This window comes from Methanolobus zinderi (assembly GCF_013388255.1).
In the GTDB taxonomy this organism is placed as follows: Archaea; Halobacteriota; Methanosarcinia; order Methanosarcinales; family Methanosarcinaceae; genus Methanolobus; species Methanolobus zinderi.
This window is the reverse complement of record NZ_CP058215.1, coordinates 2541556-2562680: the sequence shown is the minus strand read 5'-3', so window position 1 is coordinate 2562680 and position 21125 is coordinate 2541556. Positions and strand designations below refer to the sequence as shown.

General features: G+C 42.9%; 20 protein-coding genes and 2 tRNA genes. 16 read left to right on the top strand and 6 right to left on the bottom strand.

All coding sequences use genetic code 11. The features are described 5' to 3' along the window. Nucleotides 1–5: 5 nt before the first annotated feature. The gene (gene hisG, locus HWN40_RS12720) at nt 6–860 is read right to left on the bottom strand and encodes an ATP phosphoribosyltransferase (protein ID WP_176966081.1); all 855 of its coding nucleotides are present in this window, start codon (nt 858–860) and stop codon (nt 6–8) included. Between the two features lie 258 nt (nt 861–1118). Here hisG and HWN40_RS12715 point away from each other — a divergent pair, with 258 nt between their 5' ends. From HWN40_RS12715 to HWN40_RS12695, 5 genes are all read left to right on the top strand, one after another. Next, nucleotides 1119–2315 (top strand): methionine adenosyltransferase, encoded by a 1197-nt coding sequence (locus HWN40_RS12715; RefSeq protein ID WP_176966080.1) that lies wholly within the window; start codon nt 1119–1121, stop codon nt 2313–2315. Nucleotides 2316–2512: 197 nt separating this feature from the next. Then, nucleotides 2513–2623, top strand: a tRNA-Tyr gene (locus HWN40_RS12710). 73 nt (nt 2624–2696) lie between these two features. Further along, nucleotides 2697–2769: transfer RNA gene (locus HWN40_RS12705), tRNA-Asp, on the top strand. 643 nt (nt 2770–3412) lie between these two features. Further along, nucleotides 3413–4360 (top strand): hypothetical protein, encoded by a 948-nt coding sequence (locus tag HWN40_RS12700; protein ID WP_176966079.1) that lies wholly within the window; start codon nt 3413–3415, stop codon nt 4358–4360. Between the two features lie 238 nt (nt 4361–4598). Then, the gene (locus tag HWN40_RS12695; protein WP_176966078.1) at nt 4599–5357 is read left to right on the top strand and encodes a hypothetical protein; all 759 of its coding nucleotides are present in this window, start codon (nt 4599–4601) and stop codon (nt 5355–5357) included. A 334-nt stretch (nt 5358–5691) separates the two neighbouring features. Here the strand turns inward: HWN40_RS12695 and HWN40_RS12690 are convergent, their stop codons facing one another. After that, nucleotides 5692–6048, bottom strand: coding sequence for a tyrosine-type recombinase/integrase (locus HWN40_RS12690; RefSeq protein WP_343044087.1), 357 nt, complete (start codon nt 6046–6048; stop codon nt 5692–5694). Nucleotides 6049–7480: 1432 nt separating this feature from the next. Between HWN40_RS12690 and HWN40_RS12685 the strand changes: the two genes are divergently transcribed. The 3 genes from HWN40_RS12685 to HWN40_RS12675 all read left to right on the top strand — a co-directional run bounded on the left by HWN40_RS12685 (nt 7481) and on the right by HWN40_RS12675 (nt 9266). Continuing rightward, the gene (locus HWN40_RS12685; protein ID WP_176966076.1) at nt 7481–8260 is read left to right on the top strand and encodes a helix-turn-helix transcriptional regulator; all 780 of its coding nucleotides are present in this window, start codon (nt 7481–7483) and stop codon (nt 8258–8260) included. 86 nt (nt 8261–8346) lie between these two features. Continuing rightward, entirely contained in the window at nt 8347–8793 is a 447-nt protein-coding gene (locus HWN40_RS12680) for a hypothetical protein (protein ID WP_176966075.1), read from the top strand. Nucleotides 8794–8825: 32 nt separating this feature from the next. Beyond that, complete coding sequence (locus HWN40_RS12675) at nt 8826–9266, top strand: hypothetical protein (protein WP_176966074.1); 441 nt, start codon at nt 8826–8828, stop codon at nt 9264–9266. Nucleotides 9267–9312: 46 nt separating this feature from the next. On the opposite strand, the gene HWN40_RS12670 is transcribed toward HWN40_RS12675, so the two are convergent. After that, the gene (locus HWN40_RS12670; protein ID WP_176966073.1) at nt 9313–9702 is read right to left on the bottom strand and encodes a DUF5658 family protein; all 390 of its coding nucleotides are present in this window, start codon (nt 9700–9702) and stop codon (nt 9313–9315) included. 174 nt (nt 9703–9876) lie between these two features. On the opposite strand from HWN40_RS12670, the gene HWN40_RS12665 reads away from it, so the two are divergent. The 5 genes from HWN40_RS12665 (at nt 9877) to HWN40_RS12645 (ending at nt 14208) form a co-directional block, all read left to right on the top strand. After that, nucleotides 9877–11052, top strand: a complete 1176-nt coding sequence (locus HWN40_RS12665) for a M24 family metallopeptidase (RefSeq protein WP_176966072.1) — start codon at nt 9877–9879, stop codon at nt 11050–11052. 43 nt (nt 11053–11095) lie between these two features. Further along, nucleotides 11096–11995 carry a type II methionyl aminopeptidase gene (gene map, locus HWN40_RS12660; RefSeq protein WP_176966071.1) on the top strand — a complete coding sequence of 300 codons (900 nt, stop codon included), beginning with the start codon at nt 11096–11098 and terminating at the stop codon, nt 11993–11995. Nucleotides 11996–12062: 67 nt separating this feature from the next. Further along, the gene (locus HWN40_RS12655) at nt 12063–12779 is read left to right on the top strand and encodes a hypothetical protein (RefSeq protein ID WP_176966070.1); all 717 of its coding nucleotides are present in this window, start codon (nt 12063–12065) and stop codon (nt 12777–12779) included. 34 nt (nt 12780–12813) lie between these two features. Then, a complete protein-coding gene (locus tag HWN40_RS12650; protein ID WP_176966069.1) occupies nt 12814–13101 on the top strand; it encodes a YunC family protein in 288 nt (95 codons plus the stop codon). A 69-nt stretch (nt 13102–13170) separates the two neighbouring features. Next, entirely contained in the window at nt 13171–14208 is a 1038-nt protein-coding gene (locus tag HWN40_RS12645) for a TRM11 family SAM-dependent methyltransferase (protein ID WP_176966068.1), read from the top strand. On the opposite strand, the gene HWN40_RS12640 is transcribed toward HWN40_RS12645, so the two are convergent. From HWN40_RS12640 to HWN40_RS12630, 3 genes are read right to left on the bottom strand one after another with little or no spacing between them, the layout of a single operon-like run. Next, a complete protein-coding gene (locus HWN40_RS12640; protein ID WP_176966067.1) occupies nt 14198–14800 on the bottom strand; it encodes a M48 family metallopeptidase in 603 nt (200 codons plus the stop codon). The genes HWN40_RS12645 and HWN40_RS12640 overlap by 11 nt on opposite strands. 38 nt (nt 14801–14838) lie before the next feature. Continuing rightward, nucleotides 14839–15648 (bottom strand): tRNA pseudouridine(38-40) synthase TruA, encoded by an 810-nt coding sequence (gene truA / locus HWN40_RS12635; RefSeq protein ID WP_176966066.1) that lies wholly within the window; start codon nt 15646–15648, stop codon nt 14839–14841. 16 nt (nt 15649–15664) lie between these two features. Then, entirely contained in the window at nt 15665–16669 is a 1005-nt protein-coding gene (locus tag HWN40_RS12630) for an ArsR/SmtB family transcription factor (RefSeq protein WP_176966065.1), read from the bottom strand. Between the two features lie 134 nt (nt 16670–16803). Here HWN40_RS12630 and HWN40_RS12625 point away from each other — a divergent pair, with 134 nt between their 5' ends. The 3 genes from HWN40_RS12625 (at nt 16804) to HWN40_RS12615 (ending at nt 20924) form a co-directional block, all read left to right on the top strand. After that, on the top strand, nt 16804–17871 hold the full coding sequence (locus HWN40_RS12625) for a formate--phosphoribosylaminoimidazolecarboxamide ligase (protein ID WP_176966064.1): 1068 nt from the start codon (nt 16804–16806) through the stop codon (nt 17869–17871). A gap of 42 nt (nt 17872–17913) precedes the next feature. After that, the gene (locus tag HWN40_RS12620) at nt 17914–19323 is read left to right on the top strand and encodes an NAD(P)/FAD-dependent oxidoreductase (protein WP_246275921.1); all 1410 of its coding nucleotides are present in this window, start codon (nt 17914–17916) and stop codon (nt 19321–19323) included. A 323-nt stretch (nt 19324–19646) separates the two neighbouring features. Next, on the top strand, nt 19647–20924 hold the full coding sequence (locus HWN40_RS12615; protein ID WP_176966063.1) for an ATP-binding protein: 1278 nt from the start codon (nt 19647–19649) through the stop codon (nt 20922–20924). Nucleotides 20925–21125: the final 201 nt, after the last annotated feature.

Genomic DNA, 21125 nt, shown 5'->3' with positions numbered 1-21125 from the left:
TTACCTCAGGGCATCATCCTTTCAATTGGCACGACCAGAACGTCCCTTGCACCGGCCTTTTTAAGCTTGCCAACGGTTGCGAATATCCTGTCGGATTCGACCACCGCGTGAACCGCAAGCATGGATGAATCTGATTCCACCTTCATGACCGTTGGTCCGGCCATTCCCGGAAGCACTCTTTTTACCTCTGCAAGATGCTCTTCAGGTACGTTCATCATAAGATAGCGCTTACCCTTGGCACGCAGTACGCTCTCCATGGCTGTTTTGATCTGTTCGATCTTACCGTCTTTCTGCATGCTTTTGTTGTTTGCGATAAGCTGGACCGATGATGAGAATACCTTATCTATCATCTTCAGGTGGTTGGTCACAAGGGTCGTGCCGGAACTTGATATGTCCACGATGGCATCCGCAATCCCCACATGAGGTGTCATCTCGCAGGCACCGCTCACTTTGATTATCTCGATATCGACTCCCTTCTCCCTGAAGTATTCTTCTGTGATATTAGGGAATTCAGTGGCAACACGCATACCATTGAGTTCGCTTGCAGAGGATATCTTTGATTCCTCTGGAACTGCAAGTACCAGGTTTGCCCCTCCGAAATTAAGATCCAGGAGCACTTCAACATCTGATTTTGTCTCATGTATCAGATCCAGTCCGGTTACCCCGACGTCGGCAGCACCGTCCTGCACGTACTCGGGAATATCGGCGGCTCTTGCGAAAAGAAATGTGATCTCAGGGTCGGTGGTCTTTGCGAACAGTTTCCTGGTACCACCTTCAAGTACCGGTAATCCTGCTTCCCTGAACAGGCTGACCGTAGGGTCATGCAAACGTCCTTTGTTAGGTATGGCAATGCGTATCATGGATTATCCTTCTGAATAGAGTCAGCTATATAAATTGAGTGTTCTTTCAAAGACATTTATGACATATAGATTTCACGCTGACGAATATTTCTGTACTGGATTTTGAAAGCTGTAAATATGATTACAGGTTATACCTTGAAAGAGATAATATTAAATAATACATGCTTAGTTGATACAGAAAAGAATACTTAATTTAGTATCTGATTATCTATTATTCTTGTTCGTAGTGTGCCAATAATATTGCATGAGGATAGCAAAATGTTAAGGAATATCAAAGTCGAACACCTGGTAGAAACGCCAATAGAAAAACAGCAGATCGAGCTTGTGGAGAGGAAGGGTGTCGGTCACCCGGACAGTATCTCGGACGGTCTTGCGGAAGCGGTCAGCCGGGCACTATGCGCTGAATACATAAAAAAATGCGGTGTGGTCCTACACCACAATACCGATGAGACACAGATCGTTGCAGGCAGGTCAAATCCGCAGTTCGGGGGCGGAGAGGTCATCCAGCCCATATACACCCTTCTTGTGGGCAGGGCCACCAAAGAATTCGAAGGCGTGGAGATTCCTGCAGAGGCCGTCGCACTTCAGGCTGCAAGGGATTATCTCAGGAACACGATAGTCGACCTTGATCTTGAAAGGGACATGATCGTGGACTGTAAGCTGGGTACCGGCTCCTCTGACCTGAGGGATGTGTTCAACAGGGATCGTGTGCCGGTAGCAAACGATACTTCCTTTGGTGTGGGACATGCACCGTTCTCAGAACTGGAGCAGATCGTCTATGAATCCGAGAGGCAGCTCATAACCGATCTTAAAAAGAAGATTCCGGGAATTGGTACTGATATCAAGGTCATGGGCCTGCGTGACGGCGATGATATTTCACTTACCATCTGCTGCGGAATGGTGGGCAGGCATGTGGATGACATGGACCACTATATGAATATCAAAGAGGAGATGGCAGACTATGTTACTGACCTTGCGCTAAAACGCACTGACAGGAACGTATCCACATTTATCAATGCAGCAGACAATGCGCAGTGTGGCTCTGTTTTCCTGACCGTTACGGGCACATCTGCAGAAATGGGGGATGATGGCTCTGTTGGTCGTGGTAACCGCTGCAACGGTCTTATAACTCCAGGAAGGCCAATGAGCATGGAAGCCACAAGCGGAAAGAATCCGATCAACCACATCGGTAAGATCTACAACCTGCTTTCTACCCAGATGGCAAGGGACATTGCAAAGGAAGTGCCCCAGATACAGGATGTACACATAAGGTTGCTCTCACAGATCGGCATGCCCATTGACCAGCCACTTGTGGCCAGTGCACATGTGATCCCTGAGGATGGCGCAAACTTCGCATCCATAAGAGCGGAAACAGAATCAGTTATTGATGACTGGCTTTCCGACATTACCAGGATCACCGATATGGTGGTCAAGGGAGAGCTGGATACTTTCTGATATCATTTTTTTAAGATACGGGTGATAGCTCTGCCCGTATTTTTCAACTTTATCTATGACTTTTCTGTGTAGTGTTTTTTAAGATAAGTGGTATTTACCGGCATTATCTTCCTTTGCGGCGAAAGAGCTAAGTATTATTGTGCGTATTGGTGTGTTGCATCGCATAGCATTGGCGTGCTGATGCATGATTTGTAGGACCCGCCTTAACTCAGTTGGTAGAGTGCGCGGCTGTAGTATGGTTCATGTGACACGTTCACAAATTCCGCGCAGGCACCGCGATGCCCCCGGTTCGAGTCTGGGAGGCGGGACTTCCAAAATCATGAAAAGCTTTATATCTCAGAACATCCATTAAGGGGTGCTCACAAGCGAAAACCGCAGAATGTCCGAATAGTGTAGAGGCCTATCATGGAGCCCTGTCGAGGCTCCGACCCGGGTTCGAATCCCGGTTCGGGCGTTAATAACTTTTTCCTGGCTTGTCCGGGTTTTTTTTTGTTTTAAAACTCCATGAAGAGTTTTATGTATTTTTGTTTATATATAGCAGTTTTTATCAAAACTTCATTAAAAAATAAGGTAGTTATACAATTATTTGTACAATGTTTTTCTAGTTTTTGGTATGGTACGTATTAATGAATGCGGCAACTCAAATGCATTCAAAATTCTGATAATCCGTCTATTGTATATGTTGATGCTATTTGCTCTTGTTTTGTTTGAGAGATTTATAAGTTGTAACAATAATCGATTTGTAAAAACTGGTATTGTTTTATTTTGCTCGTTTTTGTAGCCAGCTGCATTTCATATACTGCTATGACTTTATGCTATTGTATATTGGATCTCGGCTCTGAGCAGTTATTTTTGACTTTATACTTTTTATAAAACTCCATTGAATTTCTAGATTGGATTTAATTTACAGCGGTAGTCGTACTTTCATTTGATAACTTATGTTATATACAACTACTCCAAATTTAAACAATTTTTCTTCTGTAGATAATGTTATATATTTTGTATTGTTATAAAGTTTATTACTAGAAAAGTAAATAAATTTAGCTAAAATATGAATACTTTTTTAGTTTAAAACTAGCAAATATAGGAGTAATTCCATGAAAAATATGAATAAATTAATGTTAGTTTCGTTTTTGATTGTATGTCTATTTACATCAATAACGATGGCAAATGAAAATGTGGGCACGGCAGAGGTAACTAAATTAGATAATCGCCTTTCAGACGTGGTAGATGAATTCAACAAAATTGTAACTGATGAAAATTCATCATTCGAAGAAGTTCAAGCGCAAGTTGAATTGATCATGCAAATTGAGGATGAACTGGAAGATATTGGCATGGTTGTCAATTTTGAACCTACATCGGGTGTGCACAAAAATAAGAAAAATGAGGTGATGCCTGCAACAATGTCCTTCAAAATAGTTTCAAACAGTGATAAGAAAAGCAAGGAAAGTCAAGAAGCATATGTTTTTGAAATGAATGAAGGCAAAAAAGAAGTATTAGGGGAAATTTACGGTACAGACATAACAATGGGTGAGTATATAGAAAAAATATTTCCAGAAGCGTTAGATGTTTTACCAAAAAAGACTTTGAATGAGTACTATAAGACCCCAATGACCTGGAGTAATAATCCTTATATGTGTAATGAATCCCTCTCTTCCACTTATGGTAAGGACAAATCTTCTGATGACATAATGGCAACATCAACAACTTATTCTGTACTCCATAGCTCTGATTTATCCGTACTATCATCTAGTAGTGTAAAATTTAAATCTACGTCAGTTGTAATCTCTCCATATTACAAATGCCCAATCCCAGAGATGGAGGTTTTTTCATACCTATGGAAAACTAGTCAGACTGTTCCGCAAGATTCTGTTTTCAAAGTTGGCTATAATACTGGAAAAGTAGAAGCAAGTAAGGAGAAAACAGTTATTAGTGGTTCTTATTATACTCAAGGAAACCATTTCTGCGTGTATCCGCTTGGCTGTTGGCCACTATATGCATCTGCTGTATCTACTTGCGATGTCAAACCAGTGGGGGCTATTTAAACATCTTTTTAGGGGGAATTATCCCCTTTTTTGTTTCGATATCATGGGACATATTTGTATTCTTGGTTGTCTTAATTTTTTGAATGGCGAGAATCTGTGTAAGGGTCTACACATTCGTCGAATATCTTTTAATTTATGTACATTAATGTCAATTATTTATATGTAGGGTAGATGTTATTGTGATATGTAATGCAAATCATTTTTCTAAACTGAACAATGGTGCTTTGGACACGAAACAATGAAAGAAATAAAAGGTGTATTGTTAGGTTTGTTGTTGATTGTGTGTTTCTTTACACAAACCATACTGGCAAATGAAAATATTAACATAGAAGATAGAAATAGATTAGAGAATCACCTTTCGGATTTAGTAGATGAATACAACAAAATTGTAGCCGATGAAAATTCATCATTCGAAGAAGTTATAGTGCAAACTAAAAAGATTATGCAAATTGAGAGTGAACTGGAAGAAATTGGCATGGTTGCTAATTTCGAACCTACGTCGGGTGTGCATCAAAACAACAAAAATGAAATGATGCCTACAACCATATCTTTTGAAATAGTACCTGCCATTACTCAAAAGAAAGAAGAGTATAATTTTGACATGACAGAGGATAAAAAGGAAGTATTAGAAGAAATTTACGGTACAGACATAACAATGGGTGAGTATATAGAAAAAATATTTCCAGAAGCATTAGATGTTTTATCAAAAAAGACTTTAAAAGAGTACTATGAGACCCCAATGAACTGGAAAAACAATCCTTCTAAGTTCAATGAATCCGTCTCTTCTAGTGTGGAGGGGGATAACTCATTTATTATTAAGAGACCACCAAGCTCAGAAAATTTAATATATTCAAATTTGGATTTGAGTTTTTTTTCATCTGATAAAACAAAACTCAGACCTACTTTTGTTTTAATACAGCCATCTTCCAAGTTTAAAATTATAGATATGAACGTTTTTTCTTATTTATGGAAACATGTTGATACTGCGGTTCTGTAGAAATATTCATAATTTTAGAGTAATTGGATATCAGGCTCTGTAGATAACCTCCACATTAAGTTTAAACCACGGAATTCACAGAGAATGAAAACAAATATCCCTCCGTGAACTCTGTGTCCTCGTGGTTGTATCTTCCACAGTTGAGATTATGGCATGAAGATTTCTACAAAGCCGAATATAATAAAATTTAAATGCACTTTTCTGATAACTCTTTTTGCTTACCTTAGTAGATTGATGTGGGGTGCTATAGAATTTTAACCTAGGCGATATACATCACTATATCAACCTCTATAAGTGGTTTCAACAAGAATTAATGAAAAAGTGCTCATTAACTTTACTGTGGACCTATTCTCAACACTGGCATATGCTTCATGTAAGCGACCTTCAGCTCATCGGGTGAGATCTGGTCGTATATATCCATGGCCTCGCCTCTGGTGGCGCCTCTGAGTTCCTTGATGAAGTCCTTTGACATTCCGGATCTTCTAAGCCAGGTTGTAAACCATACCCATAAGCAATGCGGAGTAAACTTTTCGTGTAAGTGGCCTTTCGGGTTGTGTATGCCGAACTTTTCGGTGTAGTCTGTTACTATCCGGTAAATGGGGCTTCTTGTGATCCTGTTGCCTGTCTTTGCCAGGAAGAGCACTAAGGTCTGGTGTTCCAGTAACTTTATGGGGAGGATGAACTCTTTCATCTGTTCTATGCTGATGAGCTGTTTCTTTTCCGGTGTATGGTTCTTCTTGGAGTGACGAAGGTATCTTTTGCGAAACTTTGCAAGTTCGTTCCTCTGGAGAACTCCTTCAAACTCCAGGAAATCAAAGAAGGTGCTAAGACTTGCGAAGTAGGCGTTTATGGTTGCCAGAGTTAGTTTTCTTTCGTCTTTGAGATGAATTAGAAATGGTTGCAGTTTTCACTAAAGTTTAAAAGGATTTTTTAATTAGCAATGATTGTAAATTATTGACCACAGAAAAAGATCTATAGTGTTTGGGCTTGGTGGGGTGGTACAAATCATAGTGTGGTCAATAATTCATGGGTAGGATGCTTGTGCTAATTAAAACACAATTGGCTATGCTCATTCATCGAATATTTTGCATCCTACTAATTATTTTAATGTCATGATTTTATTTAAATATTTGTGTAATTAATTTTGAATGATGCCGGATAATAGCGAAATAAACTCAAAACAACTTCTAAAGAGTTTTTTGCAGATCTCTTAGTCAATTATAAAATATCAATATCTTAAAACTAATTTTATCTATTTATATTAAAACATAAGTAATTAATTAAAATTATAAGCTATGTGGGTCAATATATTACTATGTTCCATGAATGTTTCTTTTGTGATCGTCAATTTGGATATGAAGCAATAGAAAAAGGATATCTTCGTAAAGTTGGTAGTTATCTGTTATGTGCTAATTGCCTGGCAGATCTTAAAGATGCAATGGGTTCCTCGGTCGTTGAAGAAGTCAACGAAGATCAGGAAATAGACTCTCATGCCATGCTTATTTTTGAAACATAATTGAATTTATATTATATGGCTGATTTTACATCCAGCTCCGGCATATGCTTCATGTAAGCGACTTTCATCTCATCGGGTGAGATCTGGTCATAGGTATCCATAGTTTCTTCTCGCTATCGCCTCTGAGTTCCTTGATGAAGTCCTTTGGAATTATGTGTATTTTTGCTGTATTCCTGTCAAACGTGGCAATTATGACTGTTATCTGAGTTAGCTATTGCTACTGAAAAATTATTTGTGCTATTCTAGTGGTGTTTTTATTCAGCCTGCTATATGAAATTAATACACAAACATAACTATTTATGGAAAGGTTCGCTATTATTTCTTATGGTAGATATGAACGATTGTGGCGATGTAAGAGTACTCAAAGTTCTGGTACTAACATTCCTGTATCTTACATTGATGTTTGCAGTGGTTATGGTTGCAGGATTAACAAATCTCTAAGCGCAAGTTAAGGCTATTAGAACAATTTGCATGCAGATTTGTAACATCTGCTTGTTTTTATTCAATCAGTTAATCTTTTCTTCACAGCCGGTAAAGTTCTAATACTGTAAGGTTTAATCTTGCACCGGGCAAATGGATCCGGGTTGGTGGAACAATAAATAAAGCGTTGCTAGATGTACTTTTTGCATCCGAGAAAAGAAAAAACATGCTTTTGATGCTGAAAGATGGTCCTGTAGAGATAACTTCTCTTCTTTGTGGTCTTAATACAAGCAGACAGGCCTTGCTCCCGCAGGCAAAGGTTCTGGAAGAAACTCATCTTATCTCCAAGAACGGTCAGTCCTATGAACTCACATCCATTGGAGAACTTATTCTTGACAGAATGCTCCCCGCAATTGGTACTGTGAACGTTCTGGAAGAGAACGTCGATTACTGGGGTAGTCATGATCTGGATTTCATCCCCGGGTATCTCCTGAAAAGGCTGGAAGAGCTCGATCCATGCACTATAATAGAGCCAGACATGTACAATATTTTTGAGCTCAACGAGGAATTCATAGAAACCAGTAAGAAGTCCGAGTACGTTAATTCCTTTGTTTCATTCCTTCACCCGGACCATCTCCAGATTTTCCTGGACCTCATGGACAGGGACATAGACGCATCGTTAATTGTTTCTGAAAAACTCTTTGAGAAAATCAGGGAGGAATATTTTGAAGATTTCAGGGAATTACTATCAACAGACTCCGTGAAGCTATTCATATACAAAGATAAGATGGATCTGGTGTCCTTTTCGATCAACGATCACTGTTCTGTTATGAGGTTATTGACAAAATCTTATGAATATGACAGCAAACAACTCGTATGCAAAGGACATAAAGCACTCGAATGGGGACAGGAACTCTTCGAGTATTACCGGAAGAGATCAGTGCCTGTAACTTCCTTTGAAAAATAACTTCGAACCGGTTCGCAGTTTACACAAGATTTATAGAAAACTTTGTGTATCTTTTCACTTAGAACATATTATGGAGGCAGCACTGCTTGACTAAAATTTTAAAAACTATTCTTATATCATTCATTGTTCTGCTTATACTTGCCTTTGCACTTGTCTTTATCGGAAATTTCTATTGTACGGTAAGCGATGTTCAAGAGAGTGGTGAACAGGTTGCAAGTATAGACGGAGAATTGCTGGAAAATGATGATTTCATTGCCAGAACCTACGGTTATGAAGATCGTCTTGTGTTCACATATATACCACGCAATCCTGATATGATTGCTGACTACTATGCTGACTACGACATAAGAGAAAACAATAACACAATAGCTGCCGGTGATAACAGGCTGTATGAAGATGTTTCTGCTGAGAATCCTATATTTTTTGAGGTTCCCAGGCAGGAATCAGCTGTATACGAGATGGATATGGTGATCGAAGACCTGGACAGGAATCAGGTCCACAACAGCAGTCTTACAATAGAATCACAAAATTAATAATAATAATCATTCTGATTGAGGTTTATACTATGGACAAAACACTGACATTCGGAATAATCCTGTTTTTATTCGGGTTAATGATTGGAATTTCATTGCCATGGGATAATTCTGACCAATCACAGGAAGATATTCTTCTCATTCAGGAAAGTACTCAGACCATGGGCGCAGCAGACGGTAATGATACGGATATACAACTCTACTCATATAATCTGACCCTGTATAATCCGGGTAGCAAAGAGATATTCGTGGAATCCGTTGAACCTGCCTTCAGAGACGAATTCGAGAGTAGAATGGTCTCTGATAGTCAGAGAGTATATGTCAATGAAAGCATAGCTGTGGAATCTTATATCCATGTGGAGGATGAAGTGACTTTTAACATGTCAGGCCTTTCAAAGGAGGATATTGACAGGATGAGTCCGGTTATCACTGGTATTGAAGTGAACTCGGTGTTCATACTGCCGTTCCCGTAAGAATTTCATTTCAGAATATTGATATTATAGATCAGCATGGTCATCATTAAAGAGGTATACTCTTAATTATCTCCAGAAAGCTGCATTCCAGAAAGATAACCATGAGGTTGTTGAATACAAGGAAAATACCCACGCTTATTATAAACTTCTTTGATATTTCCCACAGCCTTCTCCATCCTGCACTTTCCTGTCTCAGTAACTTGTAGTTATAATATACTATTATCAGGAAAACAAGCTTCAGTATCAGGAATGACCATACTCCGTATTCTGCCATGACCGATCGCAGGAATATGTTTTCTTCAAAACCATATGCCAGTGCATGTCGGGTTGTTAAAAAATCACCGAATACGTAGAACAGGATGATGTACCTTATATCATGCAGAAAAAATGCCATGTCAGCCAGGATGTTTGTTTGATGACTGTTTGTATTCTGCATATCAGGAGGTTCTTATGGAGGTGTATATATCCGGTATGCACTTTCTATGGCAACTTATGTTCAAAGATCCGTCAGTTCTGTACATAATATCTTTCTGTTACACTCATGCCTTTGCTGCTGCCAGAAATCCCACACTGGGAACAATTTTGTACTATTAAATACAGAATACTCCGTATGACAAAAGAAAAGAATCCTCTTGATATAAGTGATACTCTTAAGGATCACAGATCAGATGCTTTCATGATCGTAGGTAATTCCGGTAATGCCGATATGTACTATTCCTCCAGTTTCTTTGCTTCCGATTCCTTCGCCTATATCCAGACAAAGGAGGCCGATGAGATCCTGCTGATCTCTGATATGGAACGCGGACGTGCGGAGAATGAATCAAGGGTATCACAGATACGTACACTTCAGGAATGTAAGTACCGGGACAAGATAAAGGAAAGAGGAGATCCTTCCCTTGCATACTGTGACTGCCTGGCTGAGATACTGCAGCATCATGGCGCTCGCAGGATAACTGTTCCAAGGGATTTCCCGTATCACATAGCACAGACTCTCAAAGAAGAAGGCTTTTCCTTCGAGGCTATTAAAAGCCCATTCCAGCAGCTACGTTCCCGCAAGAGTGAACAGGAGATCGAAAAGGTAAAGACGGTACAGAATGCCTGCAATCTTGCCATGGAAGCAGCGGTTAATATGATACACAAGTCCGAGATCGTAGACGGCAAACTCAACTATAATGGTTTTGACCTTACAGCGGAAGAAGTGCGTCACCAGATCGATATTACTCTTCTTGAACACGGCTGTGAGTCAGAGGGCACTATTGTGGCATGTGGCAAGGGTTCCGCAAATCCTCACTGGGAGGGTACGGGTGTGCTCCGGGCGGATGAACCTGTTGTTATAGACATATTCCCTCGCAGCAAGAAGAATCGCTATTTTGCCGACATGACCCGTACAGTACTCAAAGGTGATGCATCAGAAAGGCTGAAAGATATGTATGAGGCAGTGCATGTAGCTCAGGAAGTTGCCATTGAAATGATAAAGCCCGGAGTAAAATGCAGTGATATACATGGCAGGGTTTGTGATGTGTTCGAAGAGAGGGGATACGATACCACCAGAAGCGGTTCGCAAAGCGGTTTTATTCACTCCACTGGTCATGGTGTCGGCCTTGAGATACACGAAGCTCCGTTTGTGGGTGAGCGTGACACGGTTCTGGAAGCCGGCAATATCATTACCATAGAACCTGGTCTTTACTATCCCGATGTGGGAGGCATCCGTCTTGAGGACCTTATTCTTGTAACGGATGATGGTTTTGAGAATCTCACGGAAATGGAAAAAGAGTTTATTGTATGATCCTTTGAAAAAGTTTATCTTATTTAAGGACAGGTGATAGGATATGGCAAAGGTAACACAGGATCAGGAAGAGGAAATACTGGAAAAATACTTTGAGGCCGGAAGGATACTCTCTCAGGTAAGAGGCGAGGCAAAGGACCGGATCAAAGTAGGTGCAAGCATGCTTGAGGTGGCCGAGTTTGTGGAGAACCGGGCGATCGAGCTGGGCGCAGACGGTTCCGCTTTCCCGTGCAATCTTTCAAGGAACGACGAAGCCGCACACGCAACTCCTTATGCAGGTGAGGAAACGGTTTTCGGGGAAGATGTTGTCAAGCTCGACCTTGGTGTCCAGGTTGACGGCTATATTGCTGATTCTGCTATTACCGTGGATCTTACAGGTAAGTACGGTGACCTTGTAAAGGCATCCGAGGCTGCACTTTATGCGGCTATCGATACTGTGAAGGATGGTGTCAATACCGCAGAGCTCGGTGAGGTTATAGAGGATACCATCACTTCAATGGGATTCAAGCCCATCGGAAACCTTACAGGACACGGGCTGGACAGATATATCCCGCATGCTCCTCCAAGTATCCCGAACAGGAGAATAGGGAACGGTAATGTTCTGAAAAGCGGTGATGTCATTGCCATTGAACCCTTTGCTACCGACGGAACAGGTAAGGTCTATGACGGTACTCTTACAGAGATATTCCAGGTTGTGAGAAAAAAACCGGTGAGATTGCCAGCAGCCAGAAAGCTCTTAAAGGAACTTGAACCGTACAGGACACTTCCCTTTGCCAAGAGATGGTTTAAGACGGAAAAGCTTGACTTCGCGCTGCTACAGCTTGAAAAAGCAGGAGTGGTACATTCGTATCCTGTGCTCAAGGAGATAGGAGGCGGCATGGTCTCACAGGCAGAGCACACTGTAATTGTTACCGATGACGGGTGTGAGATAACAACAAAATGAACAGGAAGGGATAATTATCCGAAAAACATCCCATTTGATTATTCTACTAATAGTTTTTTCAATATTTATGTTACCGGCAGAAGCCTCGTATAGCTGGGAGAACGACATAACAGTGGGACTTGATGGAATGTCATGGACCTACACCGAACAGTATTCGGATAGTAGGTCTGTTCTGTACAGGGCATTCATAGACTCCGAGCTTGGTGATAACGACGGCTTTGTTTCTGCCTGGGAAGTTCTGAAAATGGATACCACAAGCCGGGCGCAGCTCCTGGGTTTACTTGAAGGGAATATGGATGTGAAGATAAACGGCTCATCAGACGCAATAGTGGTCACAGGTGTGGAATCTGACATGTCCATGGAGAGCCTGGGTCCGGTTACAAAGGAAGACACCATCGTCAACATGTATGAGGTGCACTATGTTTTTGAAGAACCCATTATCTCTCTAGGTGACAGGATATGGTTCCTGGGTGAGCCGGGTACTGCTGTGACCATCAGGCTGCCTGACAATATTAAGGTGGAATCCACAGAGGGAATAGACAATGTATCCATAGATTCCGGTGATCTGGGTCAGGAAGTAAGTGGAGATTTCGGCTTTACAGGTGAGGCTGTAATCCATTTTGAACCGGACATGGTTTTGCATCTGGAAGGCGAAGAGGATGAAGAAACTCCCGTATCTTCTGTAGAATCGGATACAAAGTCCTTCGGCTCACTTGTGGATGAGATATTTCCGGGCTTTACAGATGATTTTCTAAAGACCGTAAGAGGAAACTCGCTGATATAATCCCTGATGAATCTATGGAACAGAGATGATTGCAATGATAGTAGAAAAGATAGAACTCGATAACGGATCGGCCATTGGTCTGAGTATGCAGATGCAGAGTGCTCCGCTCCTGCTGATAAAAGCTGATAAGGGTTTTGTCATGTGTGGCTATCTTGATATGGAAGCTGCAACTGCACTCGGTGATGTGGCAGTTAAGGTCAAGGGTGTCAATACCTTTGAGGACGTACTTGAGGCACTTGTGGTGGGTGCTACCGAGAAAGCCATAGATCTTGGCATAAAGGTGGGAATGACAGGCAGGGAAGCACTTGAACTGATGTTCTGACCGTTTTTGTCTATTTCTCTTTTATTATTGAAAGGCTTTTAATATTACCTCCTGCTTCTATTGCGCTACATGCTATATGCTTTTGAGTTATCAGGGGAGCATGATGTCCTTCCCCGCAGAGAGATAATCTCATGTCTGCATGCCGCAGGCCTTGAGTTCGCTGAATCTGCACACTTCGATCAGTGCCTTGTAGTGGACATAGCAGGAGATCACAGGGAAATCGACAGGGTTCTTGTCAGTGTGGCGGAAAGACTTGCGATGTCGCACCACATCCTGAAGGTGGCAGGCATATCTGATGTGGATGAGGATGAAATAATAGCAACTGCTGAAAAGATTGACATATCAAATCATATTGAGTCCGGGCAGACCTATGTTGTCCGTGCTAAAAGGATAAAACACTCAGGCAATGTCAAAAGGGAAAATATAGAGGGTCGCATCGGAGGCAGCATTTACAGGAAGGGTTTCAGGGCAAACCTGAAATCTCCTGATGTGGTGTTCCGTCTGGTCATGACCGACAGGGCAATCCTTGGCTCGGTGGTGGCCTCGGTGGACAGGGGTGCTTATGAGCACAGGGCGCCCCACAAAAAACCCTTTTTCTATCCCGGTGTGCTTATGCCACGGGTCGCAAGGGCACTTGTAAATATCAGCAGCATCAGGCCGGGTGAGGTCCTTCTTGACCCTTTCAGCGGAACTGCCGGAATCCTTGTTGAGGCCGGACTGCTCTCTACACATGTTATCGGTATCGAGGTAAGGCAGAAGATAGCTCATGGTGCGAAGATGAACATGGACCTCTTTGACTCGGATTATTCCCTTCTGGTAGGTGATGCCTGCCGTATTCCGGTAAAGGACTGCACGGTGGATGCGATTGTTACCGATCCTCCCTATGGTCGCTCTGCAGCTATCAAGGCCGAATCCCTGCATCATCTCTATTCGGACTCTTTCTCTGAGATGTACAGGGTGCTTAAAAAAGGGAAACGAGCTGTTGTTGTATCTGAAATGCAGGTGACTGATTTTGCCAGAGCAGCCGGTTTTGAAGTCGTTGATATCTTTACCCAGAAGATACACGGCAGTCTTACAAGGACATTTACTGTCCTTATCAAGGAATAGATGCTCTGCCGTTTCTGGCAGGTATCTGCTTATTTATCTCTTCCTGTATCAGGAACCAGTGGTTTGAAAGTTGCTCTTCGTAATATTTAGGATCTTTAAAACGTGCTCTTATGTGCTTCCAGAAATCGGGACTATGATTGGGTTCGATGAGGTGAACCATCTCGTGATACACAATATATTCAATCAGTTCTCCGGGAAGGTATCGCATATAGGTATTGAAATTGAGGTTTGATCTTGAACTGCAGCTTCCCCATTTTGTCTTCATCTTCCGGAAACGTACTGCTTTTGGCTGCACACCTAGCTCTTTTCCCATTGACAATACGCATGTTCTGACAAGACCTTTAAGTTCTTCCTCCGACCTGCTGTGATCCAGTTCAAGGTCCTTTGAGGCTGAGAGCAGACGTTGCATGCGGATATGCCTGTTGTATATCCACCTTTTGTGTTTCCGGATTATTCTTTCATGGTCTGGATAGCTTTCCGGGATGATAAGTTGAAACTTCCCACCCCTGAACTCAAGTCTCGGATTCCTTACCTTGCTGTGAATGACATGATACCTGATCATGGCATCCTTTATGTTAACGAAATATTCCATCGTTGTGTCCGGACGATCTTTTTTTTAAAAAAGCCCTTCTATTCCTTTGGTACAAGATGGTCCATAACCTCTGCCATCACACGATGGCGCACCGTGTACTCGTGGAAGACCTCATTTGCCCTGCGTATGGAGTAGGCATCCTCGGTCCACTCGATAGGTTCGGGATAGTTCACTTCCATAAGCGTAAGTCCGTAGGGTGGTGCGCATTCGAGTCCCTCTTCATAGAACTCAGGCTCCAGCATCTGCTGCAACCATTCTTCGTCCCTGACACCGCTTCCTACCATGGTAAGCGCGGTCACTATCTTACGTACCATGTTCCACAGGAAACTGTTTGCCTGGATGTCGATCTTTGTAAGGGTTCCACTGACCCTTACATCAATCTTTTCAATGGTACGGATTGTATTCTTATCTCCCTCTTTACTGCAGAAATTTGCGAAATCGTGCTTACCCACAAGTATCTTTGAAGCTGACCTGATGCTGGAGATATCATATTTCTCACCGCTCATGACATAGCGGTACTTTCTGGATATGGCACCTCTCCTGGGGTCAAAGTCATCCGGTACCTCTGCATGTGCCCATGCCCATATCGCTTTCGGGAGTTTTGAATTGATTACCCTTGGTATTGCAAGGTTTGGCTTGTCCGTATCAAAGGCTATTACCATCTCCCTTGCATGTACGCCGGTATCTGTCCTTCCGGCACTTATGTACCCGGCATCTTTTGGGTCACCGACGATATCAAGCTCGGTGAGCGCCCTGAATATCTCACCTTCAATGGTGCCGACATCAGGCTGAATCTGCGACCCGTGATACCCTGTTCCGATATATGCAATCTTAAGTGCTACTCTCATGCCCATTCACGGAGAATCATATCTCTTTATTTCTATAATATATTTCTCTTATGAAAAGGAGAGCAATTACAAAAAGACAGCCAAAGAAAAACCATACACTTGCATGTGAGAGCAGGTCATCCGGGATAATGCCGGAAAGCTGGTGCGACATTGGTGAAACACTATCTGCCGCCATGCCGGAGTCCCCTGCTGCAGGAACCTGGTTTGTTGCACTGAGATTATCATTGAGAATGTTTGCCCCATTGTCAAGACTATCGTTAGGGATAACAGAACTTACGGCTTCCGGATCAACATCCTCGGGAACCAGCATGTCATCGGATGTAGGGCTTTCTGTGATCTCGTAATCCTGGCCGTCAACAGCCTGGTCCGTAACAGGTTCTTCGAAAGTTTCAGCTTCCTGAACCTCTTCTCCGGTAACGTCAGAGGCAGACATCTCTTCGCTTTCAGGGACTGCTTTCTCTTCCATGGGTGCTTCCGGGACGAAAGCTTCGTCCGCAGCTTCTGGTGGTAGATCCTCGTTCAACAATGGCGCCACTGTGTCCTGATACTCAGTTGATCTGACGGAGCTTGCCATGGGTGACGTACCGATGCCGAGATTGAGGTAGTTTGTGAGAGCCTCCAGCCCGGTGGCTGCAAAAATAGCCCCTCCCACCATGATGAGATATTTCTTGAGCATGCTCAGTATCGAGGACTTATCTCCTTTCACACTTCCCGGGGCAACAACGATTATCTTCTGGACAGGTTCGTATATCTTGATCTCCCTGCCCTTCTTGCTCCATTTTGTCTTTTTAACTTTGATAAGGTCAGCTTCCACAAGCGCATCGATGTTGTATTTGATTGTTGTAAGCGGCATGCCTGTCTTTTCTGCCACATCACTTGCGGACATGGGCGTGTCGGCAAGTATGTCCAGAATCTTCATCGCCCGGTCATTGGAAAGTACCTGCGTTATCTTTTTTGAGCCCTCGGCAAGGGGCAGAACAAGGACTTTTTCTGAGCCGGTGTTTTCTTCGTTTTCTTGCATAAAGGTAGTATATAAAAAGGTAATTATATTGTTTCCTTTAAGTACGGGTCTGTTTGAAGTCTTTTTTTACGAAAAGTACTCGTAAAGTTAAAGAGTAGCTAAGACAATATGTGGTAAATTTCGGGGCTATATTTATGATTTCAAAAGAACGTATTATGGAAATTATCGGGAACTACGATCTTGACAACCTCAGTATTGCAACTGTCTGTTCCCATTCCAGTCTTCAGATCTTTGACGGGGCAAGGAAAGAAGGCTTAAAGACAATAGGTATATGTGTAAAGAAACCACCAAAATTCTATGATGCTTTTCCCAAAGCAAAACCTGATGAGTTCATTGTGGTGGACAGTTATAAGGACATTCCAAAGATCGCAGACGAACTCGTATCCAGGAATGCCGTAATCGTTCCTCACGGTTCATTTGTGGAGTACCTGGGTTATGAAGAATTCGTTGATCTTCCTGTACCAACATTCGGTAACAGGTCTGTGCTTGAATGGGAATCCGACAGAGAACAGGAGAGAGTATGGCTTGAAGGCGCCGGTATCCATATGCCAAGGAAGGTAAAAGCCGAAGATATCAACGGGCCCGTGATGGTAAAGTACCATGGCGCAAAGGGCGGAAAAGGTTTCTTTATAGCCAAAACCTTTGAAGAGTTCAAGCGACATGTAAATCCCGATGAGAAATACACCATTCAGGAGTTCATAACAGGTACCAGGTACTATTTCCACTTCTTCTATTCTCCACTGAGGGAAGAGGGCTACCAGCTAAGTGAGGGTATCCTGGAGATGCTCAGCATGGACCGCAGGGTCGAGTCAAACGCCGATGAGATCTTCAGGCTTGGCTCCCCAAGGGAACTGGAAGCGGCAGGTATCCATCCCACATATGTCGTAACCGGAAACGTACCCCTTGTGGCAAGGGAGTCTCTTCTGCCACTGATATTTGAACTGGGTGAGAAAGTTGTCGAGCAGTCCCTCAAGCTCTTTGGCGGAATGATCGGCCCCTTCTGTCTTGAGACCGTGGTAACCGATGACCTGGAGATAAAGGTCTTTGAGATCTCCGCCAGGATCGTTGCAGGTACCAACATCTATCTGAACGGCTCACCTTATTCCGACCTTGTGGATTCAAACCTGTCTACTGGAAGAAGGATAGCCCAGGAGATCAAACTCGCAAGGTCTGAGAACCAACTGGATAAGATTTTATCCTAATAAATTAAATATTCCACCGGATGTACCCCTGCAGGTATATCCGTGGAAGTGATATTTCTGGTACTGACCGAGTGGGATTATGATGTCATTATAGTAGGCGCGGGACCGGCAGGTCTCTTTGCAGCACATGAGCTTACATCCTCCGAGCTGAGAATCCTTGTAATTGATGCAGGTCGGGATATAGATGAAAGGGTATGCCCGATGAGCTCTACGAAAGGATGTCAGCACTGCAAACCATGTTCGATACTGCGTGGTGTTGGGGGCTCGGGAGCATACTCGGACGGAACCCTTAATCTGCGGCCTGATATCGGTGGGAATCTTGCGGATTTCACATCTGACCAGGAAAGCGCCTGGGAGCTTGTAGAATATGTGGACAGCATCTTTCTGAAATATGGTGCCACCAATAACATTTCTTCTCCTCCGGCAGATGAGGTTGAATTCCTGGAGAGGAAAGCTGCGTCCGTGGGTGCGAGCTTCATTCAGATTAAGCAGCGTCACATCGGCTCGGATAATTCCATTGCCTTGATATCTAATTTCAAGCAGGATCTTGAAGCAAAGGGTATTGATTTCCTTCTGAATACCGATGTTGCAGACCTTATTGTAGAAGATAATGTATGCAACGGAGTTCTGCTTGGAAATGGAAAAAGGCTTAGTGCAAACTATATCCTGCTCGCTCCCGGAAGGGTTGGCTGTGACTGGGTGAATGAGATGGTGAACAGACACTCGATCCTCTATTCGTTCAGCGGTGTCGATATAGGTGTAAGAGTTGAAGTACCTTCGATAATCATGGATCCTATCACAAGAATCAATCATGACCCGAAGTTCCACATCCATACAAGGCGCTATGATGATTTTGTCAGGACCTTCTGCACCAATGAACATGGATTTGTTGTTAAGGAAGAATACGAGGGTTTTGTTGCCACAAACGGCCATTCCATGCACAGGAGTGAGTCCGAAAATACAAATTTTGCCTTTCTCGTGCACGTGGAACTGACCCGGCCAATGGAAAACACAATCAGGTATGCAAGGTCCGTGGCCAAACTTGCAACTACTATCGGTGGTGGCAAACCTGTTCTTCAGAGGATGGGAGATCTGCGCAGAGGCAGGCGTTCCACGGAAAAACGCATAGAGAGAAACACGGTTGTCAATACCTTAAAAGATATCACTCCGGGGGATATTTCCATGGCTCTGCCGCACAGGATGGTCATGGATATTATAGAAGGTCTGGAAGTCCTCAATGAGATAATTCCCGGAGTGAATTCCGACTCTACATTGCTGTACGCCCCCGAGGTCAAGTTCTACTCGATAAAACTTCAGGTTGACAGTAAAATGCAAACAAGTATTGGAAATCTCTTTGCAGCAGGGGATGGTGCGGGTCTGTCCAGGGACCTCGTTAACTCAGCAGCCACCGGAGTTCTTGCTGCAAGGGGTATACTTTCCATTGAAAAGTAAAATGGATGGTCCTGTCTTCTTTACAAATTGCTAAGAGAGGAAAGAGGAATCTCGCATAATGATGGTTGGGTGATGTTTGGGGGTATTGATACATTTAGCCAAAAAGAATCAATGCATCAGAGGGGGAATTATTATCGTGTGAGATTCCTCTGCACCTGTAATATATATAGTTCTATATAAGTATTCCGTATCTGATTTTTACGTATGCTGTAAATGTTTTTATGGTGAATTTACCCGTGTATTATGTCTGTTTTTTCAACGTGTTTTATAATTTATTGATGCAAGAAGAAAAATTATTATAATCTTTACAATTCTTAGGATACATGGAAAATACATCGGAGATATTTTGTGCAGGCGTGTCGGAAAAACAATATATTCTTGGAGGGGACGGAAGATCGGATAAGGCTCTCCTCCATCTTGGAAGATATCTTGCACTGGACAGGTCTTCCGGTGCGGATGTCAAACTGGATGTACAGAGGCCGCATGCAGTTCTTATCGGTGGTAAAAGGGGCTATGGTAAGTCCTATACCATGGCTGTACTTATAGAGGAGCTTCTGATGCTTCCCGATGAAGCTAAAACGAATCTTGCATCCATTGTTATTGATACCATGGGTATATTCTGGACTTTTTCCAGGGAAAATGTGGTGCAGGCAGATTCCCTTTCTGACTGGGATCTTGAAGCATCCGGCTTTAACGCGGAAATCTATGTTCCCGCCGGCAGTGAAGAGGAGTACAGAAAAAGGAATATCAGTGTAAAACCAATGTCCATCCCCCTGTCACAGGTCGATGCTTATCAGTGGTGCGAACTTTTCGGACTTGATCCGGTATCTTCCACGGGTGTTCTTATAGTGAGGGTCATTGAAGCACTTCGTGAAAGCTCGTCAGACTTTTCCTTTGAGGATATTCTGGATAACATACTTGAAGACGAACGCTCGGATATAGTATCAAGAAGTGCGGCGGAGAACTATTTCAGGACAGCCATGTCATGGGGTATTTTTGCCGGGAACGGAATGGATATTTCCGATATAGTGGCAGGAGGTACCCTGTCTGTCATTGATGTGAGCACTATCAAAAACGATTCGGTCAGGTCTGCGGTTGTAGGCTTTCTTGCAAGGGATATCTATCACAGGAGACTGGAATCCCGCCGGGCCCATGAAAGGATGCTTATGGGTGAGGAGATTACTGAAAAAGGAATCCCTATTGTATGGATGTTCATTGACGAGGCTCACCAGTTCGTTCCGGCAAAAGGGAACACACTTTCATCAGATGTGCTACTGAACGAATGGCTCAGACAGGGTCGCCAGCCGGGTCTTTCACTTGTTCTGGCAACACAGCGTCCTTCATCTCTGCACAGGGATGTACTTTCTCAATCTGATGTTGTTATATGCCACCGGCTAACCTCTCAGGACGATATTCTCGCACTTGAGTCTGTAAAACCTACTTATATGAGTGAGAATTTCGGAGATTCCATAAAGAAAATGGGTACCGAAAGAGGAATTGCTCTTGTAGTGGACGATAACACGGAAAGCACGCATGTCATCAGGATCAGGCCCCGTATGAGCTGGCATGGTGGCGATGAACAGCTTTTGCATCGTCCCTGAAGAATATTAGCTATTATACACTTTACTTCTTTTTATGCAGAAAAAGATAGTAATTTTTGAAGAATATTCGGATAAGGTATATATCACTTAATCTCACTAGTATGTCCGTAATACAAAATATTCAGACTACATATCCTTGACCACTGCAATTTTGCAGCGTTTTGTTATTGAGTGCGGTCATGGATTATGCTATAGTGACAA